The sequence below is a fragment of the Pseudoalteromonas sp. Z1A2 genome (assembly GCF_011378755.1).
Classification (GTDB): Bacteria; Pseudomonadota; Gammaproteobacteria; order Enterobacterales; family Alteromonadaceae; genus Pseudoalteromonas; species Pseudoalteromonas distincta.
This window is the reverse complement of the sequence record NZ_WTKX01000027.1, coordinates 1-24,133: the sequence shown is the minus strand read 5'-3', so window position 1 is coordinate 24,133 and position 24,133 is coordinate 1. Positions and strand designations below refer to the sequence as shown.

The window sequence follows — 24,133 nt, the reverse complement described above, 5'->3', positions numbered from 1 at the left end:
TAAATTTAAATTGTCGTTAAAAAACAAAAAAAGGAGCCTAAAGCTCCTTTCAAATTGGTAAAAAGTAAAAACTAGTTTTTGTAGTAATCGGCTATTTTTTTAAACTCTTGCGTTAAAATCGTCGCGTTAATTAATGGCACACTACCTTGTTTAAATTCTGGTTTAAAAATAGCTCTAACGGCTCCATTTTGATCAACCATAGCGACCGAAGCACTATGATCAACTGCATATTCTGATTCACTACTATCGCTAATCGCGTAAATTAAACCAAGCTCTCTAACAACAGGAAAAAGGTGTTTATGTTCCCCTGATACAGCTAAAAAGTCAGGATTAAAGTAATCTATATATTGCTTTCGTTTAGCTGGTGTATCGCGTTTTGGATCAACCGATAAAAACCAAATTTGTAGCGGATAATCTGCCTGTAAGTTTTTATAAACAGCATTTAACTTAGCAAGTGTTAATGGACAAATATCTGGACAGCTTGTATAGCCTAAAAATACTAAATTCCACTGTCCTAAAAATTGTTGCTTAGTCACTAATTCACCACGCTGATCATTTAACGTAAAATCAGACAGTGGCTTTGCATTTTCGTAAACTAATGCATCTACATCTGGCGGACTATTTTCATTTGAGCATGCTGATAAAAACAAAACTAAAACAACAATTAATCCAAGCCATAACTGCTTCATAAAGGGAGCCATTTATCTATAAATAAGATTACAAAGAGTACCATTAAATGAATAATCGAAAAACGAAATAAGTCCATTGCAGTCTCATCATTTTCAGCAATTTTTAATTTGACGGCTTTATATATAAACACTGCATTTAATACACACACACCTATTAAATATATTAATCCAGACATACCAATTAAATAAGGCAATACGCAAACAACAGCGAGTAAAACAGAGTAGGCAACGACGCACGTTTTACAAAAGTCGATTCCATGGGTTACTGGTAACATAGGAATTTTAGCGCGTTCATAATCACTTTTTCGTGCTATAGCCAGCGCCCAAAAGTGTGGCGGAGTCCAGGTAAATATTATCATTACAAGTAACCAAGGGGCTGCTGCCATTTGGTTTGTTTCTGACACCCAACCTAATAATGGAGGCATTGCGCCAGCCAACCCACCTATAACAATATTTTGCGGTGTAGCACGCTTTAAAAATGATGTATAAACAAATGCATAACCTACCAATGCAAATAACGTTAATATAGCGGTTAAGGTATTAGCCCACACCATCAGCATAATAAAACCCGCAACCCCAATAACAGCTGCAAAACTAAGCGCATGTGTTTTACTTAAACGCCCTTTAGCCACAGGGCGATGACGAGTCCTTGCCATTTTTGAGTCTATCTCACTATCAACCACATGATTAATAACCGCTGCAGCAGCAGAAAGTAGCCCTATACCTAACAAGCTAATAAACTGTACAGCCATGCCTCGCCCTACATCAGGAGCCAGCGCTAAACCAACCCAAGCTGTTAGTACCAGCATAGCTACCACTTTAAATTTACTAATTGCTAAGTAGTCTTGTAGCAAATTATGAGTACGCGAAATTAGCGATTGAGCATTAACGGGTAGCAGTATTTTTTTATCAATTACAAGTGCCATTATATTTCCCCTTTATGTGCGTGATTTTAGGTAATAACACAACCTAACCATGCTTAATAATAGTATGGCAGCCATCAAGTTATGCGCCAGTGCAACTCCCAACGGAATATGCCAATGTACTAAAATAAGCCCTAAGCTAATTTGGCAAAGCAGGGTAAGCAATACGCTCACCACGCAATTTTTAATTTTTTTAGAGTGCGCTTGGCTGTATATTTTCCACATAATTAGCGCCAGAACGATGCAAGTAACCAGTGCCCAAATGCGGTGTAATAAATGAATAGACATACGCGCTTGCTGCGATAACACACCAAATTCATAATTACTGTGCTCAAGTGGTAATTGAAATACGCTACTCAATGAAAACGGTTGTGCGTAATTACACAATGGCAAACCACTACAATGAGGAGCGGCGTAATTTGCAGCCAGCCAACCACCAAGTGCAATTTGGATAATCAATACACTGAGCGCTACTAAACTTAAACCAAAATAGCGTTTTTCGCCGCTATCACCACCCATAATAGGTTTTGCGGTTAGCCGTAAATATAAAAGCGTTATAAGTGACAAAATACTAAAGCCACCTAATAAGTGCCCCATTACAATAAGCGGCTGAAGGTTCATGGTTACTGTCCACATACCAAGGGCAGCCTGAAACACCACGAGTAGAAGTAAAGCCAAAGGCAATTTAACTGGCGTAGTTGGATATTGGCGCTTTAAAAAAGCCAACACAAATAAACCTAAAATAAGTAAACCTAAAGCACCTGCAAAGTAGCGATGAATCATTTCTTTCCACGCTTTTGCGGTTTCGAACATCATATCGGGGTAGCTTTGAGCTGCTAAGGCTATGTCAGCCTCATGCTTAGGTACCGTTAAAAAGCCATAACAACCAGGCCAATCGGGGCACCCTAATCCTGCATCACTTAATCGGGTGTACGCACCTAAAGCAACTACAATCAAAGCGAGTAATCCTGTTATTAATACTAAGTTTTTATAATTTTTATACATCAGATACTCCAACTTAAGCTCAACTTAGTTAGCTAGAACGAGAATAGTTAAGTAATTTTTTTAGATCTTTTAATAGCCCTTTTTGTACTAAACGGTTTTCTTGTGGCTCGACCTTAAAGGGATATTCAAGTACCACTAACCCCATATGATCAATTAAATATAAACTTGCAGGATTTAAACTCTGTTGTTCGGTAATAATTTTCCATGGTAGATTTTTATTGTCGGGGCTTCCCATTACAGCCATATCAACCTTGCCTTGGTTTTTACCAAGTGCCACATATAAGTTATTAAGTGCATTGAGCTGTTCGCTGCATGGGGTGTTACATTCGTTTGAATAATTAAGTGCGATAGTCCATTGTTTGGGATTATTTTGCGGCCAATTTTTAAGTTTTATTTCTTGGCTTAAAAACTCACCATTATTAGTAATTGCAGTAGGCAACCAATCAAACTTTAATGCGCCATATGCCAAAACTAATGGGATTGCACAGCAACCCACAAACAACAAAAGGGGATTATTTTTCATTATGTGTCCTTTTTTTACTCGCAAAAATAGCCACAACAGCACATGCAATAGCAATTAAAAACCATTGCAAAGCGTAGGCATTATGCTTTTGAGGGCTCATAACAACGGCCTCATAATGAGGTGTTGCAATCTCATCACCAGTACCTTGTCTGTAAGCCATAAAATTAATTAATGATTGCTGGCTTTGGGTGCTCAGCATATTCAAGTCGATAGATTGGATTCTTGTAGGTAAGTCGTTATTTGTAGTTTTATCTTCAAGCGTAAAGCTACTTAAGTTATTTTCTTTTATTTGCGCTTTAAGAATAAAAACACCTGTAGGCAGAGCAACCTTTGGCAGTGCATCTCTAGATATAGGCGCTTTTACCCATCCTAAATTAACTAAAATCACTTTCTCTTCGGTGTCTGGCTTTAGTAAAGCAAGTAAGTCGTACCCTACTTGTCCGTTATAAACTTGATTATCTAAAAGCCAATATTGGTTTTGTACAAACCGCCCTTTTAACTCAACCAATACACCAGTTTTGTTCCAGCTATCAGGCAAGTTAAGTAATTGAGACCAGCTCATCACACCACGAGTCTGTTGCTTAGCTATGGCGGTTAGTTGTTGCTGCTTTTGCTCACCTCGCTCCAACTGCCAAAACCCTAATCGCACACACACAAGTACAACAACCACAACCATACAAAGTGTGATTAGTGAGCTAAGCTTTTGTTTGTGCCATAAAACTAACTGCATAAAGGGTCAACTCAGTGATTATTAAAATTATTATCGTACTGTTGTTAATATTTATACTTTTTAACTTATTTAGAGCATTGTTTATTATGGTGTCAGGGAAAACAGGGGGACGACCTATGTCTCACTTTTTAGGTCGTCGCGTATTGTTTTCGGTAGTTGTTTTAGTTGTTGTTATTGCAGCGCTTAAACTTGGTTTTATTAAAGCAAATAATTCGCCAATAAACGCTACAGCACATATACAAATACAAACAAACACAGCCACACCACATCAACAAAGTGCCAATACCAAGCAGCTGCTTGAAAAGCAAAGTGCTTATCTTTAGTAAAGTGCCCTTTTAATATCCGTAAAAATATTACAAATAAAAGTACGGTTCCTAGCGTTACATGCATGCCATGAAAACCAGTCAATAAAAAAAACGTATTACCGTAAATACCCGCATCTAGCGTTAGATTAAGGTCATTATATGCATGCATGTACTCCTCAACTTGCAACCCTAAAAAGCAAACGCCCAATAAAATAGTAGCGCCTAAAAAAACCTTAAGTGGAGTGCGTTTATTGTTTTCCATCGCTACGTGGGCAAAATGTAAAGTAACTGAGGAAGTAAGCAGTATTAAGGTATTTATAAGTGGTAAGCCTTGCCAGCCCATAGCTTGAGTAGTTTCGCCAGCAGGTGTTGAAACAAGCGGCCAAACGGCTTCAAAAGTAGGCCATAATACCTCGTTAGTCATTGCATTATTGCCTGCACCTCCAAGCCAAGGTACCGACAATACGCGTGCATAAAAAAGCGCACCAAAAAAGGCCATAAAAAACATAACTTCAGAAAAAATAAACCAGCTCATACCTTGTCTAAAAGAGCGATCCATTTGTGCTGAGTACAAACCTTGGTCCGATTCACTAATTACATTTTTAAACCAGCTAAACAACATATACACAAGCACAGCAATACCGGCATAAAGCAGATAAACCCCGCTACCACCTTCTTTACCTACACTCATAACAGTCAAGCCCGCCCCTACTGCAATAAAAAACAATGCAACAGCACCTACAATAGGCCACGGGCTTTGCTCTGGTACGTAATAATGCTCATATTCTTGATTCATTTTATTTACTCCTAGTTTCACACTAGTTTAAAAAGCTAGTTATTACTTGCCACCAGCTGTTCACTAATATCAAATACGGTATAAGATAAAGTTAATTCTTCAATGTCGCTTGGCAATGCGGTATCAACATAAAAAAGTAATTTAAATTCAAGCTCTTCCCCTGCTTTTAGAGGTTGCTGATCAAAGCAAAAACAAGCTATTTTATGTAAATACTTTGCCGCTTTACCTGGCGAGACTGATGGTACAGCCTGCATTACTTTATCCAGATTGCTATTATTTTTAGCACTAAACATTACTTCACGCATTGCACCGGGTTTTACCACTACACTGTATTCTTTTGATTTAACTTCAAACGGTGCACCACTTTGTGCGTGAGTAGTAAAGCTAACGCCAACTTCTCGGTTTTGTACTATTTGTGTACTTTGCTCTGCTTGCTCAAGCGAAGGCTTCCCATTAAGCCCTGTTACATCACAAAACACGTCATATAAAGGTACTAAAGCAAAGGCAAAGGCAAACATGCCTATGCAAATAAGTACCAAACGTTTGAGTAGCGGTGCGTGTGTCATTACTTAATAACCGGCGGCGTAGAAAAAGTATGATATGGCGCTGGAGAGTCAACTTCCCACTCAAGGCCTTCTGCCCCTTCCCATACTTTTGCAGGCACTTTATCACCGCCACGCGCGCATTTAATTACCACAGCTACAAACAACAATTGCGATAAGCCAAAGGCAAACCCACCAATACTTATGATTGCGTTAAAGTCGGCAAATTGAAGAGCGTAATCGGGAATTCGACGCGGCATACCGGCAAGCCCCACAAAATGCATAGGAAAAAACAGTACGTTCACACTCACCAGCGATAGCCAAAAATGCCATTTAGCTAACGTGATATTAAACATGTTGCCTGTCCATTTGGGCAGCCAGTAATAAGCCCCTGCCATTATCGAAAATACAGCCCCTGTTACTAATACATAATGAAAATGCGCCACTACAAAATAAGTATCGTGATATTGAAAATCAGCAGGTGTAATTGCCAGCATCAATCCCGAAAAGCCACCTAAGGTAAACAGCACAATAAACGCAATACTAAAAAGCATTGGCACCTCAAAAGTTATTGAGCCTTTCCACATTGTGGCAACCCAATTAAATACTTTTACTCCAGTAGGTACCGATATAAGCATGGTCGCGTACATAAAAAACAACTCGCCAGCGACCGGCATCCCAGTGGTAAACATATGATGAGCCCAAACAATAAAGCTCAATAGTGCTATAGAGGATGTGGCGTATACCATTGAGGCATAGCCAAAAAGTTTTTTACGAGAAAAGGTAGGTACTATTGTAGATATAATGCCAAAGGCAGGAAGAATCATTATGTATACTTCAGGGTGACCAAAAAACCAAAAAATGTGTTGGAACATCACCGGGTCGCCACCGCCTGCAGCATCAAAAAAGCTGGTAGCAAAATACTTATCGGTAAGTACCATAGTGACAGCCCCTGCAAGCACTGGCATTACGGCTATTAATAAAAAGGCAGTAATTAACCACGTCCATACAAATAAGGGCAACTTCATCCATGTCATGCCGGGGGCACGTAAGTTCACTATGGTTACAATCACATTGATTGCGCCCATTATTGAGCTAATTCCCATAATATGTACGGCAAATACAAACAATGCAGTATTATCATTACTGTATGTTGTGGACAGTGGTGCATAAAAAGTCCAACCAAATGCAGGCCCCCCACCAGGCATAAATAACGATGCCAATAGGATTAAAAACGCAAACGGTAAAATCCAAAAGCTCCAGTTATTCATTCTTGGCAATGCCATATCTGGCGCGCCAATCATGAGTGGTATCATCCAGTTAGCAAGGCCTGTAAAGGCGGGCATAACCGCACCAAACACCATAATTAAACCATGCACTGTGGTCATTTGATTAAAAAAGTGAGGATCGACCAACTGTAAACCTGGTTGAAATAATTCAGCCCTGATCACCATGGCCATTCCACCACCAATTAAGAACATGGTCAGCGAAAAAATTAAATATAAACTACCTATATCTTTATGATTAGTTGTGTAAAGCCAGCGTTTAAAACCTTTAGCTGGGTGATGAGCATGATGAGCTTCATTGGCGTTAGGTTGTTCTACTATGCTACTCATTAGTTCGCCTCCACTTTGGCATCAAGTGCTGCCTGTATTTGACTCGGTTGAATAACATCACCCGTATCATTACCCCACGCATTACGTTTATAAGTAATAACCGCAGCTAATTGCTTTATAGATAACTGTTTGGCAAATGCTTGCATTGCCGTACCGGGTCGTCCATGGATAACTACATCAATGTGATCTTTTATATCGCCAAGCACTATCGGGCTACCTTTAAGTGCAGGAAATACACCCGGTAACCCCATGCCAGTAGGTTGATGACATGCAGCACAATTAGCCATATATACTTGTTCGCCTAAAGTCATTAATTCTTCTTTTGGGAGGGTTTTATCAAGTAATGCGGCATCTGCTAATGCTGCTTTTTGTTTAGCCTGCTTTGCATCTGCAAGCCATGTTTTAAAATCAGCTTCAGATTTAGCGATCACCACAACGGGCATAAAGCCATGGTCTTTACCACACAACTCAGCACATTGGCCTCGGTAAGTACCTTCTTCGTTTATGTTCGTCCATGTTTCGTTTATAAAGCCGGGGTTCGCATCTTTTTTAACTGCAAAATCAGGTACCCACCAAGAGTGAATAACATCATCAGAAGTCATTAAAAATCGTACTTTTTGATTTATTGGCAGTACAAGAGGCTTATCAACCTCAAGTAAGTAGTTAGGGTTTTTATCTGCAAGATTCGCTATTTCATCTTGCGGGGTAGATAAAATAGAGTAGAACTCTACATCTTCGCCCATATATTCATAATGCCATTTCCATTGCGAACCCGTAATTTTAATAGTGAGATCAGCTTTGCTGGCATCTTCCATTGCAATAAGGGTTTTAGTGGCTGGTACTGCCATAGCAATTAAAATAACAAACGGAATTGCAGTCCAAAGTATTTCTACTTTAGTGCTTTCGTGAAATTGGGCAGGTACAGCCCCTTTAGATTTACGGTGATGAATAAGTGCCCAAAACATAATTGCGAACACTATCACCCCAATCACACAACATATTATAAATATGGTCATGTGCAGCTGATATACATTATTGCTTATATCGGTTACGCCTTTGCGCATATTGTATTGGCTGTTAGCCAAAACTGGGTGCGAAAAAACACATAATATAAGCCACAAGGTAGAGGTCAGTTTACCCATGTGACGGCTCCTTTGATGCTATTGCGAATGCAAAGCGAAGAGGCATACGGCTTAAACGCCAATTCGTTATTTTTATTTTTTTAGCCAATCTTATTTAATATTGATTGGTTTTGCTGCGCCAACAACGAGTTTGTGTATATTGTGTGTTCTCAAAACTAAAAAGCTGTGAGTTATTATTAGCTCAGCACATTAACAATTAGCTAAAAAACGAACAACAAGCAAGTTTTAGTATAAAAAACAATCAGGTGATATTGAATAATTAATAAAAAATCGGTAATCAACTGGGCAACAGAAAGTTCAAAATATGAGCAAAACAAAGGGGTTTAACGCATTCGGAGGGGGAAAATATAAGTGCAAAAAAGTTTACAGCTTAAATAGTCAGTGGGCTGTTTACGCCCTATTTTTTAGTACAAATTTTAAAACAAAAATGCGTACTAATTAGTACGCATTTATAAAGCTGCTTGTTTAAAAGCTATTTTTAAAGTCACATCCAATCAGCGTTTCTTATAACGCCAACGGCTAAGCCTTCAATATTAAAAGACTCATTCTCAAGATCTACTTCAATAGAGTCAAAATCGTCGTTTTCAGCATGAAGTAATACTTTACGACCCGCTTTCTCAAGACGTTTTACAGTTACGTCTTCGTCTAGGCGAGCAACAACAACTTGTCCATTTTCAGCGGTTTGAGTACGATGTACAGCAAGTAAATCACCATCCATAATACCAATATCTTTCATGCTCATACCGTTAACGCGTAGTAAAAAATCTGCAGCCGGTTTAAACATTAATGGATCGATTTTGCAGTGACTTTCAACGTGCTCTTGCGCCAAAATAGGTGAACCAGCAGCAACACGCCCTATAAGCGGTAAACCTAATTGTTCTGGCTCTTCTTCTTCAATTAATTGAATACCACGGCTTGCACCTGGTTTCATTTTAATTGCGCCTTTTTTAGCAAGTGCTTTTAAATGTTCTTCAGCAGCATTGGCACTTTTAAAACCTAATGTTTGCGCTATTTCAGCACGTGTAGGAGGCATACCAGTGTCTTTAATAAAAACTTTAATTAGTTCGAGTATTTGAGCTTGGCGGTTCGTTAATGGTCGCATACAACTGGTTTTCCATACAGTACATTTAACTGTGAGTATATACAGTTAAATAAAAATCGCAAATTTAAATTAAGCCTTAAAATAGCTAAAGTAATTTCACTTGTGTACATTTTAGGGATATAACTAAAGCTGAGTTTATAAATGATTAAAAATGCAAAGGAGACATTATGAGTATTTGGTACCAGCCCATCACCTTAGAGCTGTGCAAGCAGTTAGAGCAAGGCGTTAATGGCCAAGGAACATTAATGAAAACTATGGGGATAGAAGTCACAGAAATTGGCGATGATTATTTGGTTGCCACAATGCCGGCAATTCCTGAGCATCATAACCCAATGGGGATGGTTCACGGCGGTGCTAACGTTGTACTTGCCGAAACAGTTGCCAGCTATGCCGCTAACTTTGTTGTCGATTTTACTAAATTTTACTGTGTAGGGCAGGAAATTAGCGCAAGTCATTTAAAAGCATCTCGCAACGGCACTTTAACAGCAACGGCTAGAGCGTTTCATATTGGCAAACGTAGTTCAGTATGGGAAATAAAAATTACAAATAGCCGCAATGAGCTGTGCTGCGTATCAAAAATGACCGCAGCAGTCGTAGAGCGAAGATAGTTACTTTTCGATTGGGTAAATGGTAATTTCCATACCCGCACCAATCGCAGATATACGCAATAATGTATCTGCATCTAAGGCTTGATTAAAGCACTTAGGAGAAGTCCCTGATTCAAAACCAATATCAAACGTTCTACGTGAACAACTTAACCATTGCTTTAGCGCGTTACGCGAACACGATTCAATAAGCTCACATATATGGTTTATGGCTTTATCAGGTGTGCTCACCTCACCTGTAGCTTCAATACGTGCTAGTTGACGGTATTCGTCTTTGTCATAATGTAAAATCGTCGCGACTTTTTTCAAGTCCGCCACTAGCAAACTAATATCTTGCTTTGATTCAAGCTCAAGATCTACATTTAAAAATTGAATTTCCGACATCGTTTCGTATTTATCCTCTAATAATTTCATTGCAAACTTTAACGCAGTTTTACCGTTATACCAAATCAACTATGCTCTATTAACCACTTTATATGGATATTTCGTAGCTTTTAAGTATTTTTTAGCATTTAAAGCTAGCTGGATATCAAACATCTAGCTCAATTAAACAGATAAGTCATGTTAGGAATTTAAGTGTAATCTTTTTTATTTTTAAATGATTACAGTAAGCTATAGTTTAAACTGCGACAAAATGTCGCAGTAACTTATCCTATTAATGTAATAAACTAGCCTCTAAAAATAATAAGACTAAAACATGAATAAAAAAATATTTAAGCATGCTCGCAAGTTACATAAATGGTTAGGTTATTTATTAGCACTACAAATTTTAGCATGGTTACTAGGTGGTTTAATTATGAGTGCAATCCCTCTTGATAAAGTTCATGGGAAGCATCTTGCAACACGCACTCTTAATAATCCATTTACGCAGGCTGATTATATTGCTTCCCTTGACGATATTGCCTCTCAGGTGGTTAATCCAACACAAATAATTTTTGAGAACTTCTTAACTACACCACTTATTACTGTCTTTAGTAATAACGAGCAGCAAAGCTTCAATGGCATAACAGGCCGACCATTTGAACCGCCAACTAAAATACAAATTACCGCAAATGCTAAAGCACACTTACTTATTGATGCTCAAGTAACAAGCGCTGTACTACTAAAGCAAGGTATGCGAGAAGTTGGATATAAAACCAATGTTTGGCAGGTACAATTTGACGACACATTTAACACAACACTGTACTTGTCAGAAAATAACGGCAAAGTTGTCACCGTTCGCAGCACGCTATGGCGAATATTCGACTTTTTTTGGATGTTACATATTATGGATTACGATGAGCGAGAGGATTTTAATAATCCGCTGCTTATTAGCTTTTCAGCAACCAGCGTACTTTTTTGTTTAAGTGGAATATTATTACTTATACAAAATATACGACTAAAACGATTTATCCGAATTAAAAATAAGAATAAATCAAAGTAGTCATATTGGTTTTTGAGAGCTAGCGCCCACTTATCAAAGAGTAAATAAGCCTAGGGCTTGTTTTATTCCAAGTGCTTAAATCGACTCAAATGTCGCTTTAACATTTCGTTTTCGAAAATCAACTCATCACGCTCATCCAGCAATTGTAAAACTAAAGCTATTGCCGACCAATCTAACGAAAAGTCATGCTGGATACGGGCCGCTTTTTTAACTAAGGTCACTGCAGATACCGTAAATTGCCACTGCGTAACATGCTCCCCCTCAATTGGAACCGCAATATTATGCTCAACTAGCTCATATAAAATTGCTTCGCTAATATCACTGCTCAAACATAGCTCTTTGCTAGTAAGTAAATCGTCTTTTTGTGTCACGATAATTTGCATTATGGTTTGCTCCAGTTATTACGGGGATCAAAGTGAGCTTTTTCGGCTAATTCTTCCCACAGTTTTTTACTGGCATCATCAATAGATGTTGGATTAACAATTTTAAGCACAGCAAATAAATCACCTTTGGCTTTTTTACTCATTAATCCCTTACCTTTAATACGTAAGCGTTGACCAGACTGACTATTAGAAGGAATAGTTAATTGGATATTACCTGTCAACGTAGGTAAATTTAGCTTTGTACCAAGAGCCGCTTCCCATGGTGCAAGAGGGACAACTATATTTAGGTTATGACCCTCAACATCAAATAATGGGTGAGGCACTAAACTAATTTGTAAATACAAGTCGCCATTTTGCCCATTCGCTGACCCTAACCCGCCTTGCCCTTTTAGTCGAATTCGCTCGCCATTTACTGAGCCTGCAGGAATTTTCACTTTAAGTGATTTTTTAATTTCAGTAACACGGCCACTGCTGTCTCGCTGCGGTAACATAAACTCAACAGGCTTCACGGTATCAACTAAAGTCTCTTCAAGAAAAATTAGGAACTCTATTTCCACATCTTGTCCTTTTTGCGCGCGAGCGGCGTTACTTCTGCTTTGCCCGGAACGATCGAATCCACCAGCTCCGCCAAACATTGAATTAATAAAGTCAGAAAACTCTTGGTCGGTTTGAGGATCGCTTTGCTGGTAATTACTTTGCGAAGAGGCATTGTTACCACCATAATGGCCTTGCTGTTGACGAGCACGATTTTGTTGGTGACGACGTAACTCGTCGTATTTTACACGTTATTCTTTGTTATGAATGACTTCGTAAGCTTCTGCTATTTCTTTAAACTTATCTTCTGCTTGAGGCTCTTTGCTTACATCTGGGTGATATTTTCTGGCTAACTTTTTATAAGCTACTTTAACCGCTTTATCATCTGCATCAGGCGATATTCCAAGCACTGCATAATAATCAACAAATTTCATTTGCAATCCAAATCCTCATATTGAGTAAGCTTTAAGCATACTCCTTAACGGGTAACCTTGTGTGGTTAAAATACGATAAATAGTGAGAAATAAATGAATAGTGAAAATAACTTTGAGTAAAAAATTAATCAGGCACTTTTTAGTAATATAAGCGTAGGCCTTAAGTTAACTTTATCTTTTATCTTCAAGGCTTTAAACTGCCTATTCCTGTAGTTCACATTTGTGATGGATATGACTCGATTTATTCTGGCCTTATTGGCTTGTTGTGTGTGCGCTTCGGTATCAGCCGAACAATTTACCCGTTTTTCAACGGCTAAAAGACATTTAATTAAAACCCTACCTGACAACGCCAAAAGCATTTACTGCGGTTGCGACATTAAAAAAGAAGGCAAAAAACTCGTTCCTGATCCGTCTAACTGTGGTTACATTCCTCGAAATACCCTTACCCGCTCAGGCAAAGTAAATGTGCGAGCACTACGCATTGAGTGGGAGCACATTGTTCCGGCGTGGGAATTTGGTCACCAGCTACAATGCTGGCAAGATGGCGGGCGTAAAAACTGCCGTAAAGTAAGTGCTAAATTTAGAAAAATGGAAGCTGATATAAATAACTTAGCGCCAGCTATTGGCGAAATTAATGCCGATCGCTCTAATTATCGTTTTGGTATGCTTAGCGAAAACGCCACACAATATGGTCGTTGCGAAGTAAAAGTAAACTTTAAGCAACGTGTAGTTGAACCGCCTGTTTATGCACGAAAACGTATAGCTGACACCTACGCTTACATGCAAAAAACATACGGTTTAAAAATCTCTGATAAACAGCAAAAGTTATTTAATGCATGGCAAAAGCAAGCATTCGCAGATACAAGTAGTGCGAGTAAGCTCTAAGCTTTAACACTCATTTACATAAATCAAAGTTATAAATGTTGAATAAACGAGCGAGTGTTGTAATATTTTAAACAACTTATTTACAAAAAAGCCCTTACCTATGTTTAAAAATAATAAAACCTCGCTTGCCATTTTCACTGCATTTGCGGGCTTTGCTTTGACCGGTTGTGGCGGCGGTGGTAGCGGCATCGACTCAGCCCCTGTAGTTACAACACCTGTTAGTAGCAGTCCAACATGGACTGCGGGTGTATTTGAACCCTCTAACGATTTAAAAAACTTTTGCGAAACCCCGCGTACGGGTAACGATCCCTTTAATAACAACGAGCCTTACCCAGATCAAGCCGGTTCTGCCCTTTACGAAAAACTCTGGCTTCGCTCTTGGAGCGACGAAACCTACCTTTGGTATGATGAGATTGCCGATAACGATCCTGAAAGCTTTGCCACAGTAGCCGATTATTTTGCCCAATTAAAAACAGAGCAGCTTACCGACTCAGGGGCAAAAAAAGATAACTTTCATTTTTCAGAACCTACTGAAGATTACTTTCAAGAAGCGCAATCGGGCGTTACTTCTGGTTACGGTATAAATTGGGCGTTTATTGGCGATACAGCCGACCGTATTTTACGCGTCGCTTATCTTGAAGATGATTCACCTGCAAGCCAAATAGGCTTTCAACGTGGTGATACTGTACTTTCAGTTGACGGTGTTAGCATTAATACCAATACACAGTCGGGTGTAGATACGCTTAACGAAGGCTTATTTAGTCCTACTAACGGCGACTCACATACTATTGTTGTACGCAGTAACGATGGCGCCGAAAAAACATTTAATGTAACCGCTGGCAATATTGAACAAACACCGGTTCAAAATGTTAAAACGATTACAACCGCAAATGGTTCAAGCGTGGGTTACATGCAATTTAATAGTCATATAAGCATTGCCCAAGAAGGGCTTATTGATGCAGTAAATAAGTTTAAAACCGATGGTATTGATGAGCTTGTAATCGACTTTAGATATAACGGTGGTGGTTTATTAGCACTGTCGGCACAATTGGCTTATATGGTTGCCGGTAATGCCAACGTTAACAACCGCTTTTATTATCAAACTCAACAAAACGATAAACAACCCGTTGATTCGCCTTTTCCATTTATTGATGAAGAAATAGATTACTCTACTTTTTTTAGCACAGGTGAAAACCTACCTGATTTAAACTTATCGAAGGTTTATGTATTAAGCACATCAGGCACCTGTTCGGCATCAGAAGCTTTTATTAATGGTTTAAAAGGTATAGACGCAGAAGTTATTTTAATTGGCGATACAACCTGCGGTAAGCCCTATGGCTTTACCCCAACTCATAACTGCGCAACAACCTATTACACTATTCAATTTAGTGGGGTAAATAGCAAAGGATTTGGCGAATACGCTGCGGGTTTTACACCAACCCCTACGCCACAATTTGATGCTGATGTTCAAGGTTGTGAAATTGAGGACGACTTTGATCATCAGTTAGGCGACAGTGACGAGGCCGTTTTAGCCACCGCATTGTTTCATGTTGAAAATGGCAGTTGCCCAATTAGAACGGCTGCTGCAAAAGCAGAGCCAGCTACTTTTTCAAGCTCTCGTGAATCTCTCATTCCTTTAAATATGCCTGAGCAATTTACCCAGCGTAATATGGACTTAACTTGGCCAACACTGAGTGAGGAAAGATAATGGCTAAATTATTACTCCCATTAGCTACCTTATTCGCTTTGGGAGGATGCCAAAGTGTAAATAGTGAGCCCGCTAAACCCGCTATATTAACGAGCGTTAATCCCAGCGTTATTGCAACACTACAACAGGCAATTCAACAAGCTAAGGGAGGCGCATTAGTAACACTTGCCGATTCCGTATTTACTAAACGTAGCGAACTGCTAATTGATCATGCAATGAGTAAAGGGTCTGATGGCAGAGTAATTATGGGCGCGCATAATATAAAATCTGAGAAGTTTATTTTGCAACTACGTAATAACCAATGCGAGCTTTACTATCCTAAAAAAGAGCTTACTACAGTACTTAAAGGTGTGACCTGTAAAGAATTATAAGGCACTTTAAAGTTTATAAAAAAGGCGTGCAGCATATCGCTGCACGCCTTTTTCTATTTTAAAGCGTTATTACAAGTCTTCATGCGGGCCAAACACTTCATAATGAATCTGCTCGTCTTTAACACCTAGTTCAAGTAACTGGTTTTTTATAAATGCCATAAAACCGACAGGACCACATAAATAAAAGTCGCCATTACTTAATGGTAGCTGTGTTTCTATTACGCTTAAGTTCATTAACCCAGTAAAGTCAGCGCCCCCTGCCGCTTGGTTAAACCACGTTATTGTTTTCAAGCGGTTATTCTGTGCTGTTAGATCATATAAATATTTTGAAAACGAGTGCTGCTGATTATTTTCGCAGGCATGTAAATACATAATCTCTTGATTAGAGTTGTCACTTAATAACGTTTCAAGCATAGCCAGCATTGGTGTTTGCCCAACACCTGCTGAAATGAGTACCGCTGGGTTTGTGTTATTGCGTAAAAAGAAGTCTCCTGCCGGCGGGTATAACTCAACAATAGTGCCTTGCTCTAATGAGTGTAAATAATTAGACACCATACCAGGCTTTGGCTGTAGCTCTTTTTTAACACTAATACGGTAGTTTTTAGCGTTACTTTTTTGCGAAATAGAATACTGGCGAATTTCTTCATATTCAGCGCCCTCTGGCTTAACTTTAATACCTAAATACTGTCCTGGTTTATGTGTAATAACAGCTTCGCCATCAACTGGCGTAAGTGTAAAGCTTGTTACTAGTTCTGATTCAGCCTGTTTGTTGGTTATTTTAAATTGGCGAGTTCCCGCCCAACCACCGTGTTTATTTTTACTGTGCTCATACAAAGCAGCTTCTTCGGTTATACAGATATCAGCAAGTACGCCGTAAGCTTCGCGCCAAGCGTATTCAACATCGGGAGTAAATTGCTCCGGAAGAAGCTCTTTAAGCGTACCAATTAAGTGTGCACCTACAATAGGGTAATGCTCAGGTAAAATATTCAAGCTTGTATGCTTATGATTAATACGTGTTAGCGCTTCTTTTAATACAGCTAAATTATCAATATTTTGTGCATACGCAGCCAATGCATTAAAAAGTGCAAATTGCTGACGACCTGTATCTTGGTTCGCCATATTAAAAATATTTTTAAGCTCAGGATTATGACTAAATAAACGCTTATAAAAATGATTGGTAACAACCGTACCCGCCTGCGCTAATAACGGAACAGTACTTTTTACGATCTCAATGGTTTTATCAGATAACATATGTGTTTCCTATGGATGAACTAACCACGACGCCCATCAACACGACGCCGCGTTAATATAGGTGTGCAGTGAATTAAAAATAATGAAAAAGCTACTAACCACAGCAAAGCACTTATTTGCCAAGCAAGGTGAGGCCTAATAACATAAGGGAGTAATGAGCGAGTAATAGCGGCTACTAACACAAGTGCAAAAGCAACTGCCATGTAATGAGGAATAGCGAGTGTACGCCCTGTATGACCATGCGATACACGCGTCATCATTGCTAAAATCATCATACCTATTGTGCCAATAGTGATTAAGTGCAGCGCATCTTTAAATTGTATTGCACTGCTATAAAAGCTAAATGCAACCATCATTAACCCTACGCCTAACGCTAAGTAGGAAAAATGTAAAGACCATAACAACGGCACTCTCAATACCTTGCTATCCCACCAACAACCAGCCCTAAGCAGGTGAAGCGCAGCAACAGTTGCAACAACTAACGCAGGATTAATCGTGTTCAAAAACAACTTGTTGATGAAAAATAAAGTGATAGCCACAATAGATAAATACATCACCGCTTTATCTATTTTAGGAGTGCGAACTTGTGCGGCTAAACCTAGACCTTTAGCGGTAAAAAATGGTAAAACGCGGCCCGCAACAATGCCAACTAGTAAAGTAATTACCAGTACTGCGGTATCAACCACACCAAGTGCAAGCTGCATGTTTTGTTGTAAAACAAGTATTAAATACAATACATTGAGCCCACAAAGCACAGCTAAAATAGCTAAAAACGGATAGTTACTTTTGCTATTGGCTTTTAATAACATATTAGCCAACGCGGTTATGGCGCCTAGCCACCAAATAACTTGTAATGTAAGTGCAGCATATAAATTAAAATGAGTAATATCTGGCAGTGCTACAAAAAATGCTAAGCGCGCTGCAAGCCATATAAACGTAAGCCACATAAGGGCTTTGCCACTTATGCTCGGCACGCCTGTCCACGTTTGTGCTGCGGTAAGTAAAAAGCCAACAGCTACAACTCCTGCAAAGCCAAACAGCATTTCGTGCGCGTGCCATAATGTCGCAGGTATCGATAAGTGCCAACTTGTATGGCCTGTTAAAATAAGTAGCCAATACCCCACTGACAAAAATGCCAATAAGCCACCGCCTAAAAAGAAAGGCCTAAAAGCTAGCATCCATAACGGCCGTCGAGATACTTGATGAATAGCAACGCGTGCTGGCATTGGCTCAGTTAAGTTTATAGGGCGCATTATCGTACCTCCTGCCCTAAACCATGTTGTGCAACACAGCGCAGTACGTAACTTACTTTTAAAATAGCAGCAATAACAATAGTCCCAATATGAGCTGATACTTGCACCGCCATGGAAAAGTACTCAGCAAACGGGTAGCTAATTAAAATACTTGCCGTAATACACACTAAACTCACAGCCAATGCAGTATTGGCAGCAAATAATACTGTTTCGTATAGTGAACTAAACTGTGTTTGATTATTTAAATTATTCAGCATTAGTGTGTTCATAGCGATCTCTGTAACTAACTACGTTACTTAGCTATTACACATACTGTGCCAACAAATTTAATTAATTAAATTCAATAAGTTAAATTAAATCACTTTACAGTATGAGTCTTTATGACCTACTATAAATTAACTCATAAGAACACAAACAGGTCATTTTGACGTGAACCAGCAATTCAACCTTACACAAGTTGCTCTAGAGCTTGCTCAAAGTACACTACACGAGCATAGCTTTGATCAATTACTAGCAACGGTTGAGCGGGTTATTCCTAGTGATGCAAGTGCGTTATTAGTGCTTCAGGGCGAACAATTAAAACCCCTGGCAATTAAAGGGTTAATGCCCGACAGTTTAGGCAGACGATTTAAAATAGTAGAACACCCTCGCCTAGAAGCTATTTGCAAAAGCACACTCGCGCTTCAATTTGCGCACGACTGCCCACTACCCGATCCATACGATGGATTGCTATTAGCTAAAACCGGCGACATACCGGTACATGCATGTTTAGGTTTACCTCTTTATGATAAAAACGCGCTACTTGGCGTACTTACGTTTGATAGCCTTAACGCCAATGCATTTAACAGCATAAGCGCTGATACACTCAATACCTTACAAACGCTGTGTAGTGCGCATTTTAAAACAGCTTTAGAGCTTGCCCATTACAAACAGCATGCACAGCACTCAAGTGCATTAGTGCAAGAACTAAATCGTGAAGCGTTAACACGGGACGGCGGCGAAATTATTGGCCAAAGCCCGCTAATGCAAACACTTAAAAACGACATTAAACTCGTTGCAGCATCTAACTTTAGCGTGCTTATATTAGGTGAAACAGGGGTAGGGAAAGAGCTTGTTGCGCGTAATATTCACTTAAATTCAGCTCGAAAAGATCAACCGCTTATTCACTTAAATTGCGCCTCACTTCCCGAAAGCCTTGCTGAAAGTGAATTTTTTGGTCATGCGAAAGGGGCTTTTACAGGCGCACAAAATTCGCGCCAAGGTAAATTTCAATTAGCTGATGGCGGCACGTTATTTTTAGATGAAATTGGCGAACTGCCCCTGGCCATGCAAAGTAAACTATTACGAGTGCTACAAAGTGGCGAAATACAAACGGTAGGAGAAGACACGCCAAAGTACGTAGATGTACGCGTCGTTGCTGCAACCAACAGAAATTTAAAAGAAGAAGTAGCTCAAGGTCGCTTTAGAGCCGATTTATACCATCGCCTCAGTGTCTACCCTATTACTGTGCCACCACTTAGTAAACGCGAGCACGACATAACACTCTTAGCTGGTTATTTTATTGAGCAAACAGCCCGTAAATTAGGGATAAAACAATTAAAACTAAGCCCCGAAGCGCAAGCATTGCTTAATCAGTACAACTGGCCAGGTAACGTTCGCGAGCTTGAACATGTCATTAGCCGCAGCGCCCTAAAAGCAAAACAAAGCCAATGGCAAAATCCAATAATAACCATTACAAGCGAGCACTGTGATTTAACACCGAGTGCGCTGCAACCCCCTATAGCAGAGAGCCGAAGTACAGCGAACGCCTTAATCAACCAACCTTTAAAACAAGCTGTAGAATCGTTGCAATACAACATAATTACCGAGCAATTAAAACAGCATAACTACAACTGGTCGGCAGCAGCAAGAGTACTTGAATTAGATAGAGCAAACTTAGTACGCTTGGCTAAACGCCTAGGAATAGAAGTAAAAAAAATACTATAATCATTTAAAATACAGCTAAAACTATTGGTTAGCAGCTAACTTACTAAAGTGTGTTTTTAACAACCCTGCAAAAGCTTGTACTTTAGCAGTACGATGCACTAAGTGATGCGTGACTAACCATACATCGGTAGGCCAGCTTAACTCACTGTGCAATATAGGCACTAAATCAGGATATTGCGCCGCTACGTCATGTTGTAATCCGCCAATGCCTAGCCCTTTAATGATTGCACGAGTCGCTTCTGCAGTTTCAGATACTCGCAGCTTTATTTGCGATGCAGGAATATGTTCATCAGCCCATGCAAAATAAGGCACGCGGGCATTAAAACCTGCCACGCCCGATACAAAGTTATGTTGTTGTAAATCAATTAATAATTTAGGCATACCGTATTTATTAATGTAACGTTTATTAGCGTATAAACCCGATGAAAGCTGCGCCAAATGCTGAGCAATATAATCGCCTTCATCAGGTCTTGGGCCTGCACGCACTGCAATATGTGCTTGTCCGTGATCGAGCCTTAGCCTTTTTTGTTCTAAAATAACCTCAAGCTGCACTTGTGGATGTAGCGCCTGAAATTGCTCACATACATCACCAAGGACATCCATGAAGCCACTTACCGTCGTTAGCAACAAACTACCTCTAAGGGTGCTATCGGCCGCTACTATATCGTTATGTAACTGCTCTAAGGAGCTATGGATTGTTTGTGCTGTTGCAAATAACTTAGTGCCAATTTCAGTAACCTTGTAGCCACGAGCATGGCGATGAAAAAGCCGTGCATTTAAGTTTTCTTCAAGATTATTAATTCGCCTAAGCACTGTGCTGTGGTGCACATTAAGCTCCTCGGCCGCTGCTGTTAGCGTGCCTAACCGTGCCACTTCAAACGCAACTTTAACGTCTTGCCAATCTTCAAATTTTATCGCCATGCTGCCTACCTTTTACTTATGTGCATATACGCACACAAGTGTTGCGTTTATTAGGGTTTTCTACAAGTGAAATTTTGCTACATTAGTCATGTAACTTAAAACATTAAAAGGCCACTACCATGTCAGCACCAAAAATTATCGCCCTAGCTGGAAGCCTTCGCCAAGAAAGCTTTAATCAAAAAATTATTAATGAGGCAGCACGCTTTGCTCTACAAACAGGTGCTGAAGTAGAAGTAATAAAACTAAACGAATTAAACATCCCACTATTTAACGAAGATATTGAAGCGCAAGGTACACCAAGCGATGTACAGCTTTTAAAAGATAAGCTACGTACAGCCGACGGTATTTTACTAGCAAGCCCAGAGTACAACGGCTCTATTACCGCAGCACTAAAAAATGCGATTGATTGGGCATCGCGCACAGAACAAGGTGCTGTTCCTGCTTTTCGTAATAAAGTGGTTGCTTTGTTTGCAGCATCGCCTGGTGGGCTTGGCGGCTTACGCGGTTTAAATCATGTGCGTGATATATTAAGCGGCATTGGATCGTTAGTACTTGCCGATCAACTTGCAGTACCCGCTGTGCATACATTGTTTAATGAAAATGGGCAAATAAATGAACCTGTAACGGCTGAAAAAATATCAGCCCTCGCTCATCAGTTAGTAAGCGTTGCAAGTAAGTTAAAATAACTTGCACGCACGCCTACTTACTTTGTCGCTGCTATTTTGGCGGCGATAAAGTCGGTATGCGTTACATATAAAAGCCCTGCTACTTTACGTATAACGTAGTCTTCTTGGGGATCTATTTCTCCATCGGCATACGCTAAGCGCCATAATAACTCTATTATTTCTATTCGCTGCGCCGCGCTACAATGCTCATTAATCTGCTTTGAAAACTGAAAGTAATCTATCGAATCATCTAAGCTACTTGCCGCATTATTAGTAAGCTCATTAACCTCAGTGTCTGTTAAATTAAAGTACTTTTTTAAGGTTACAGTCAGGGTTCGTTGTTCATCATGTTCAAGCTTGGTATCTGCGCGCATAACTTCAATTAATAATGCAGCAACCGCTGTTTTTAAATCGTGCTCTTGCATACTTGGCTGCTGTTTATCGAATACAGCAAAAAGTTGTTTTATTTGTTTGAACATCACACTTTCCCTTTTTGGGTGTTAGACTAATACGTAAAGAAATCGACCTTATTACTCTTATTAATGGGTATAAAGTTCGCAAATTAAAGGATACATTTTATGAAAGGAATAAACACACCACGCTTATTTATAGGCGCTACGCTGGTGGCCCTTTCGAGTGCAAATACTGCACTTGCTGAAAAAGCCGAAACCGAGAAGCTCTACGACTTTGATAACAAAGTACATTACTACCAAACACAAATTGGCGAAGACAACTATAAAATAGAAATCCAGTCAGACGATTACAAACACTTTACCAACCAAAGTGTATTTTTGTTACGTCATGCTGACCGTCTATGCCGCGGCAATACCTTTATGTTGAAAGTACTTGAAGGCGTGCAAGAGTACGAACGCTTTCCAACAAAACCACGCGCTTACCAACCAGATTTAAGTGTTTTACTCCAATGCGAAACTAAAGAAAATACAAGTAAGGGTAAGTAACCTTAGTCTTTATAACCCCAAGGTGCTGATGGTGGAGTAATCGGTTTAGTTAAATCAAAATCCACCTTAAACTCACGTCCTTGGCGAATTAATCGATAAGTAAATACTTCTGGGTAAATATACATTTGCCATGTATTACCTACAGACTGCGCAAGACCTTGTTTTACAAATAACTCTTTAGAGTATTGGTCTGCTGGAAACGACTGTATCTGCGCAGACCCTGCATCAAGCGTATGGCCACCATACATAGTTGATGCGTCGTCTGTTCCATCTTTATGACGATGATCGTGCTTTAAACTCAAGCCGCTACCCGTTTTAGTTATGATCCACGTACGTGATGCATCGTCTCCTACATGAAACGGTACTTGTAACTCAGTCTCACTACATTTACGTACATGCATAACCAGTTTTTTATCTGTAAATGAGCTTGGGCCTTTCGCGTTATCTACCGCTACTTCACCTTCAAAAGCTTTACCGCAATGCGCTGCAATACTATTAAAAAAGGCATCATGAGTAGGAATAGACACTAACGGTGCAGGGCGTGCAAAAGCTGTCGATGAAGCAACTATTAAAGTTGCTGCAGTTAATAATTTCATTTGTTTCTCGTTATAATTATTTTAAAACACCTGTAATAGTACAGTTTTCTTAAGTACTTTATTAGAAGTATCTATATAAAAATGAGAGCGGGATAGCTAGATAAAATTTTAAGTAATGATTAACGACTAAATATCTCTGTACTCATTAACAATCCTACTTTTATAAATATTAATTACACACTCCTAGATGTGATTTTAACGTCGGGAGTCGCTAAGCTCACCCGACCTACATGATGGGTGTTGGTATGAGTGTGTGTTAACTGCGCACATTTTACTTTTCTGCAGACGTGAAAAAGCCCAACTATTTTTAGTCGGGCTCTCTAAAATTTGAAGTCGGTGCGCTACGCAGTAGGATGTCGTAGTGCCCACAGCGGTGGAGAGCCACAGTGAAATGCTACACTATCTTTGTGTCGCGATATGAGTGTGTGTTAATTGCGTACATTTCACTTTTCTGCAGACGTAAAAAAGCCCGACTATTTCTAGTCGGGCTCTCTACAATTTGAAGCCTGGTAATGTCCTACTTTCACATAGCAAATGCTACACTATCATCGGCGCTGTTTCGTTTCACTACTGAGTTCGGCATGGAATCAGGTGGGTCCAAAACGCTATTGTCACCAAGCAAATTTGGGCGTTAATTCGTATCTCTACGCACTAACTGAATTTGGAAAATATCTGATAATATTTTTTAAGTCTTTCTTAAGTAATATCTACTTTAGTTATATTAACTTCTGTCTAAACTGTCGCATAAAACGCGTTTGGCGTTGTATGGTTAAGCCTCACGGGTAA

General features: G+C 39.5%; 27 protein-coding genes, 1 rRNA gene and 1 pseudogene. 9 read left to right on the top strand and 20 right to left on the bottom strand.

Features of this window, described 5'->3' with window-relative positions; genetic code table 11:
• Positions 1 to 71: 71 nt before the first annotated feature.
• The 5 genes from GQR47_RS16530 to GQR47_RS16510 are packed head-to-tail and all read right to left on the bottom strand — an operon-like array spanning position 72 to position 3,870.
• Positions 72 to 689, bottom strand: coding sequence for an SCO family protein (locus GQR47_RS16530; protein ID WP_165724167.1), 618 nt, complete (start codon positions 687 to 689; stop codon positions 72 to 74).
• Entirely contained in the window at positions 686 to 1,615 is a 930-nt protein-coding gene (cyoE, locus tag GQR47_RS16525) for a heme o synthase (RefSeq protein ID WP_165724165.1), read from the bottom strand. Before cyoE ends, GQR47_RS16530 begins: the two co-directional genes overlap by 4 nt.
• A 12-nt stretch (positions 1,616 to 1,627) precedes the next feature.
• Positions 1,628 to 2,617, bottom strand: a complete 990-nt coding sequence (locus GQR47_RS16520; RefSeq protein WP_165724163.1) for a COX15/CtaA family protein — start codon at positions 2,615 to 2,617, stop codon at positions 1,628 to 1,630.
• Between the two features lie 28 nt (positions 2,618 to 2,645).
• Positions 2,646 to 3,140 carry a hypothetical protein gene (locus GQR47_RS16515; protein ID WP_002959602.1) on the bottom strand — a complete coding sequence of 165 codons (495 nt, stop codon included), beginning with the start codon at positions 3,138 to 3,140 and terminating at the stop codon, positions 2,646 to 2,648.
• Positions 3,130 to 3,870 (bottom strand): SURF1 family protein, encoded by a 741-nt coding sequence (locus GQR47_RS16510; RefSeq protein WP_165724162.1) that lies wholly within the window; start codon positions 3,868 to 3,870, stop codon positions 3,130 to 3,132. Before GQR47_RS16510 ends, GQR47_RS16515 begins: the two co-directional genes overlap by 11 nt.
• A gap of 14 nt (positions 3,871 to 3,884) precedes the next feature.
• On the opposite strand from GQR47_RS16510, the gene GQR47_RS20655 reads away from it, so the two are divergent.
• Positions 3,885 to 4,193, top strand: coding sequence for a DUF2909 family protein (locus GQR47_RS20655; RefSeq protein WP_076915320.1), 309 nt, complete (start codon positions 3,885 to 3,887; stop codon positions 4,191 to 4,193).
• Here the strand turns inward: GQR47_RS20655 and GQR47_RS16500 are convergent.
• From GQR47_RS16500 to lexA, 5 genes are all read right to left on the bottom strand, one after another.
• Positions 4,096 to 4,971 (bottom strand): cytochrome c oxidase subunit 3, encoded by an 876-nt coding sequence (locus tag GQR47_RS16500; protein WP_002959610.1) that lies wholly within the window; start codon positions 4,969 to 4,971, stop codon positions 4,096 to 4,098. The genes GQR47_RS20655 and GQR47_RS16500 overlap by 98 nt on opposite strands.
• A 35-nt stretch (positions 4,972 to 5,006) precedes the next feature.
• Positions 5,007 to 5,537 carry a cytochrome c oxidase assembly protein gene (locus tag GQR47_RS16495; RefSeq protein WP_002959612.1) on the bottom strand — a complete coding sequence of 177 codons (531 nt, stop codon included), beginning with the start codon at positions 5,535 to 5,537 and terminating at the stop codon, positions 5,007 to 5,009.
• Positions 5,537 to 7,129, bottom strand: coding sequence for a cytochrome c oxidase subunit I (gene ctaD / locus GQR47_RS16490; protein WP_007584944.1), 1,593 nt, complete (start codon positions 7,127 to 7,129; stop codon positions 5,537 to 5,539). The genes GQR47_RS16495 and ctaD overlap by 1 nt, the downstream gene beginning before the upstream one ends.
• Complete coding sequence (gene coxB / locus GQR47_RS16485; RefSeq protein ID WP_024595092.1) at positions 7,129 to 8,271, bottom strand: cytochrome c oxidase subunit II; 1,143 nt, start codon at positions 8,269 to 8,271, stop codon at positions 7,129 to 7,131. Before coxB ends, ctaD begins: the two co-directional genes overlap by 1 nt.
• Positions 8,272 to 8,755: 484 nt before the next feature.
• Positions 8,756 to 9,373: a transcriptional repressor LexA gene (gene lexA / locus GQR47_RS16480; protein ID WP_024595093.1), complete on the bottom strand. Its 618-nt coding sequence runs from the start codon at positions 9,371 to 9,373 to the stop codon at positions 8,756 to 8,758.
• 167 nt (positions 9,374 to 9,540) lie between these two features.
• Between lexA and GQR47_RS16475 the strand changes: the two genes are divergently transcribed.
• Positions 9,541 to 9,981 carry a PaaI family thioesterase gene (locus tag GQR47_RS16475; RefSeq protein WP_002959621.1) on the top strand — a complete coding sequence of 147 codons (441 nt, stop codon included), beginning with the start codon at positions 9,541 to 9,543 and terminating at the stop codon, positions 9,979 to 9,981.
• Here GQR47_RS16475 and GQR47_RS16470 read toward each other — a convergent pair whose 3' ends face one another.
• A complete protein-coding gene (locus GQR47_RS16470) occupies positions 9,982 to 10,362 on the bottom strand; it encodes a hypothetical protein (RefSeq protein WP_024595094.1) in 381 nt (126 codons plus the stop codon). It abuts the gene before it with no gap.
• 313 nt (positions 10,363 to 10,675) lie between these two features.
• Between GQR47_RS16470 and GQR47_RS16465 the strand changes: the two genes are divergently transcribed.
• Complete coding sequence (locus GQR47_RS16465) at positions 10,676 to 11,401, top strand: membrane protein (RefSeq protein WP_024595095.1); 726 nt, start codon at positions 10,676 to 10,678, stop codon at positions 11,399 to 11,401.
• A 62-nt stretch (positions 11,402 to 11,463) separates the two neighbouring features.
• On the opposite strand, the gene GQR47_RS16460 is transcribed toward GQR47_RS16465, so the two are convergent.
• Positions 11,464 to 11,784, bottom strand: coding sequence for a chaperone modulator CbpM (locus GQR47_RS16460; RefSeq protein ID WP_002959626.1), 321 nt, complete (start codon positions 11,782 to 11,784; stop codon positions 11,464 to 11,466).
• A pseudogene (locus GQR47_RS16455) lies at positions 11,784 to 12,752 on the bottom strand (DnaJ C-terminal domain-containing protein). The gene GQR47_RS16460 and the pseudogene GQR47_RS16455 overlap by 1 nt, the downstream one beginning before the upstream one ends.
• Before the next feature lie 231 nt (positions 12,753 to 12,983).
• Here GQR47_RS16455 and GQR47_RS16450 point away from each other — a divergent pair.
• The 3 genes from GQR47_RS16450 (at position 12,984) to GQR47_RS16440 (ending at position 15,716) form a co-directional block, all read left to right on the top strand.
• Complete coding sequence (locus GQR47_RS16450; protein WP_029753119.1) at positions 12,984 to 13,637, top strand: endonuclease; 654 nt, start codon at positions 12,984 to 12,986, stop codon at positions 13,635 to 13,637.
• 100 nt (positions 13,638 to 13,737) lie between these two features.
• Positions 13,738 to 15,345: a S41 family peptidase gene (locus GQR47_RS16445; RefSeq protein WP_165724160.1), complete on the top strand. Its 1,608-nt coding sequence runs from the start codon at positions 13,738 to 13,740 to the stop codon at positions 15,343 to 15,345.
• Positions 15,345 to 15,716, top strand: a complete 372-nt coding sequence (locus GQR47_RS16440; RefSeq protein ID WP_024594713.1) for a hypothetical protein — start codon at positions 15,345 to 15,347, stop codon at positions 15,714 to 15,716. Before GQR47_RS16445 ends, GQR47_RS16440 begins: the two co-directional genes overlap by 1 nt.
• A 69-nt stretch (positions 15,717 to 15,785) precedes the next feature.
• Here the strand turns inward: GQR47_RS16440 and hmpA are convergent, their stop codons facing one another.
• Genes hmpA through GQR47_RS16425 form a run of 3 tightly spaced genes read right to left on the bottom strand, consistent with a single transcriptional unit; the run spans position 15,786 to position 18,489 of the window.
• Positions 15,786 to 16,967, bottom strand: a complete 1,182-nt coding sequence (hmpA, locus tag GQR47_RS16435; protein WP_024594712.1) for an NO-inducible flavohemoprotein — start codon at positions 16,965 to 16,967, stop codon at positions 15,786 to 15,788.
• Positions 16,968 to 16,987: 20 nt separating this feature from the next.
• On the bottom strand, positions 16,988 to 18,220 hold the full coding sequence (locus GQR47_RS16430; RefSeq protein ID WP_024594711.1) for an NnrS family protein: 1,233 nt from the start codon (positions 18,218 to 18,220) through the stop codon (positions 16,988 to 16,990).
• Entirely contained in the window at positions 18,220 to 18,489 is a 270-nt protein-coding gene (locus GQR47_RS16425) for a hypothetical protein (RefSeq protein WP_007584928.1), read from the bottom strand. Before GQR47_RS16425 ends, GQR47_RS16430 begins: the two co-directional genes overlap by 1 nt.
• A 160-nt stretch (positions 18,490 to 18,649) precedes the next feature.
• Between GQR47_RS16425 and norR the strand changes: the two genes are divergently transcribed.
• Complete coding sequence (gene norR / locus GQR47_RS16420) at positions 18,650 to 20,206, top strand: nitric oxide reductase transcriptional regulator NorR (RefSeq protein WP_024594710.1); 1,557 nt, start codon at positions 18,650 to 18,652, stop codon at positions 20,204 to 20,206.
• A gap of 21 nt (positions 20,207 to 20,227) precedes the next feature.
• On the opposite strand, the gene GQR47_RS16415 is transcribed toward norR, so the two are convergent.
• Positions 20,228 to 21,127 carry a LysR family transcriptional regulator gene (locus GQR47_RS16415; protein WP_024594709.1) on the bottom strand — a complete coding sequence of 300 codons (900 nt, stop codon included), beginning with the start codon at positions 21,125 to 21,127 and terminating at the stop codon, positions 20,228 to 20,230.
• Between the two features lie 119 nt (positions 21,128 to 21,246).
• Between GQR47_RS16415 and GQR47_RS16410 the strand changes: the two genes are divergently transcribed.
• On the top strand, positions 21,247 to 21,813 hold the full coding sequence (locus GQR47_RS16410) for an NAD(P)H-dependent oxidoreductase (RefSeq protein WP_002959643.1): 567 nt from the start codon (positions 21,247 to 21,249) through the stop codon (positions 21,811 to 21,813).
• Positions 21,814 to 21,830: 17 nt separating this feature from the next.
• On the opposite strand, the gene GQR47_RS16405 is transcribed toward GQR47_RS16410, so the two are convergent.
• A complete protein-coding gene (locus GQR47_RS16405; RefSeq protein ID WP_024594708.1) occupies positions 21,831 to 22,271 on the bottom strand; it encodes a TerB family tellurite resistance protein in 441 nt (146 codons plus the stop codon).
• A gap of 99 nt (positions 22,272 to 22,370) precedes the next feature.
• Between GQR47_RS16405 and GQR47_RS16400 the strand changes: the two genes are divergently transcribed.
• On the top strand, positions 22,371 to 22,751 hold the full coding sequence (locus GQR47_RS16400) for a hypothetical protein (protein WP_002959647.1): 381 nt from the start codon (positions 22,371 to 22,373) through the stop codon (positions 22,749 to 22,751).
• A 2-nt stretch (positions 22,752 to 22,753) separates the two neighbouring features.
• Here the strand turns inward: GQR47_RS16400 and GQR47_RS16395 are convergent, their stop codons facing one another.
• Together GQR47_RS16395 and rrf are read right to left on the bottom strand one after the other, a co-directional pair.
• On the bottom strand, positions 22,754 to 23,347 hold the full coding sequence (locus GQR47_RS16395) for a hypothetical protein (RefSeq protein WP_024594707.1): 594 nt from the start codon (positions 23,345 to 23,347) through the stop codon (positions 22,754 to 22,756).
• Between the two features lie 504 nt (positions 23,348 to 23,851).
• Positions 23,852 to 23,966, bottom strand: a 5S ribosomal RNA gene (gene rrf, locus GQR47_RS16390).
• Positions 23,967 to 24,133 lie beyond the last annotated feature (167 nt).

What these genes read in the sequence shown, in the direction of transcription:
- GQR47_RS16445 (WP_165724160.1), top strand. Translation starts at nt 13,738, where the DNA reads ATGTTTAAAAATAATAAAACCTCGCTTGCCATTTTCACTGCATTTGCG.
- hmpA (WP_024594712.1), bottom strand. Translation starts at nt 16,967, where the DNA reads ATGTTATCTGATAAAACCATTGAGATCGTAAAAAGTACTGTTCCGTTA.
- GQR47_RS16430 (WP_024594711.1), bottom strand. Translation starts at nt 18,220, where the DNA reads ATGCGCCCTATAAACTTAACTGAGCCAATGCCAGCACGCGTTGCTATT.
- GQR47_RS16520 (WP_165724163.1), bottom strand. Translation starts at nt 2,617, where the DNA reads ATGTATAAAAATTATAAAAACTTAGTATTAATAACAGGATTACTCGCT.
- GQR47_RS16470 (WP_024595094.1), bottom strand. Translation starts at nt 10,362, where the DNA reads ATGTCGGAAATTCAATTTTTAAATGTAGATCTTGAGCTTGAATCAAAG.
- GQR47_RS16530 (WP_165724167.1), bottom strand. Translation starts at nt 689, where the DNA reads ATGAAGCAGTTATGGCTTGGATTAATTGTTGTTTTAGTTTTGTTTTTA.
- GQR47_RS16475 (WP_002959621.1), top strand. Translation starts at nt 9,541, where the DNA reads ATGAGTATTTGGTACCAGCCCATCACCTTAGAGCTGTGCAAGCAGTTA.
- GQR47_RS16510 (WP_165724162.1), bottom strand. Translation starts at nt 3,870, where the DNA reads ATGCAGTTAGTTTTATGGCACAAACAAAAGCTTAGCTCACTAATCACA.
- coxB (WP_024595092.1), bottom strand. Translation starts at nt 8,271, where the DNA reads ATGGGTAAACTGACCTCTACCTTGTGGCTTATATTATGTGTTTTTTCG.
- ctaD (WP_007584944.1), bottom strand. Translation starts at nt 7,129, where the DNA reads ATGAGTAGCATAGTAGAACAACCTAACGCCAATGAAGCTCATCATGCT.
- GQR47_RS16500 (WP_002959610.1), bottom strand. Translation starts at nt 4,971, where the DNA reads ATGAATCAAGAATATGAGCATTATTACGTACCAGAGCAAAGCCCGTGG.
- GQR47_RS16400 (WP_002959647.1), top strand. Translation starts at nt 22,371, where the DNA reads ATGAAAGGAATAAACACACCACGCTTATTTATAGGCGCTACGCTGGTG.
- GQR47_RS16460 (WP_002959626.1), bottom strand. Translation starts at nt 11,784, where the DNA reads ATGCAAATTATCGTGACACAAAAAGACGATTTACTTACTAGCAAAGAG.
- lexA (WP_024595093.1), bottom strand. Translation starts at nt 9,373, where the DNA reads ATGCGACCATTAACGAACCGCCAAGCTCAAATACTCGAACTAATTAAA.
- GQR47_RS16515 (WP_002959602.1), bottom strand. Translation starts at nt 3,140, where the DNA reads ATGAAAAATAATCCCCTTTTGTTGTTTGTGGGTTGCTGTGCAATCCCA.
- GQR47_RS16450 (WP_029753119.1), top strand. Translation starts at nt 12,984, where the DNA reads ATGACTCGATTTATTCTGGCCTTATTGGCTTGTTGTGTGTGCGCTTCG.
- GQR47_RS16425 (WP_007584928.1), bottom strand. Translation starts at nt 18,489, where the DNA reads ATGAACACACTAATGCTGAATAATTTAAATAATCAAACACAGTTTAGT.
- GQR47_RS16395 (WP_024594707.1), bottom strand. Translation starts at nt 23,347, where the DNA reads ATGAAATTATTAACTGCAGCAACTTTAATAGTTGCTTCATCGACAGCT.
- GQR47_RS16405 (WP_024594708.1), bottom strand. Translation starts at nt 22,271, where the DNA reads ATGTTCAAACAAATAAAACAACTTTTTGCTGTATTCGATAAACAGCAG.
- GQR47_RS16465 (WP_024595095.1), top strand. Translation starts at nt 10,676, where the DNA reads ATGAATAAAAAAATATTTAAGCATGCTCGCAAGTTACATAAATGGTTA.
- cyoE (WP_165724165.1), bottom strand. Translation starts at nt 1,615, where the DNA reads ATGGCACTTGTAATTGATAAAAAAATACTGCTACCCGTTAATGCTCAA.
- GQR47_RS16410 (WP_002959643.1), top strand. Translation starts at nt 21,247, where the DNA reads ATGTCAGCACCAAAAATTATCGCCCTAGCTGGAAGCCTTCGCCAAGAA.
- GQR47_RS16440 (WP_024594713.1), top strand. Translation starts at nt 15,345, where the DNA reads ATGGCTAAATTATTACTCCCATTAGCTACCTTATTCGCTTTGGGAGGA.
- GQR47_RS16415 (WP_024594709.1), bottom strand. Translation starts at nt 21,127, where the DNA reads ATGGCGATAAAATTTGAAGATTGGCAAGACGTTAAAGTTGCGTTTGAA.
- GQR47_RS16495 (WP_002959612.1), bottom strand. Translation starts at nt 5,537, where the DNA reads ATGACACACGCACCGCTACTCAAACGTTTGGTACTTATTTGCATAGGC.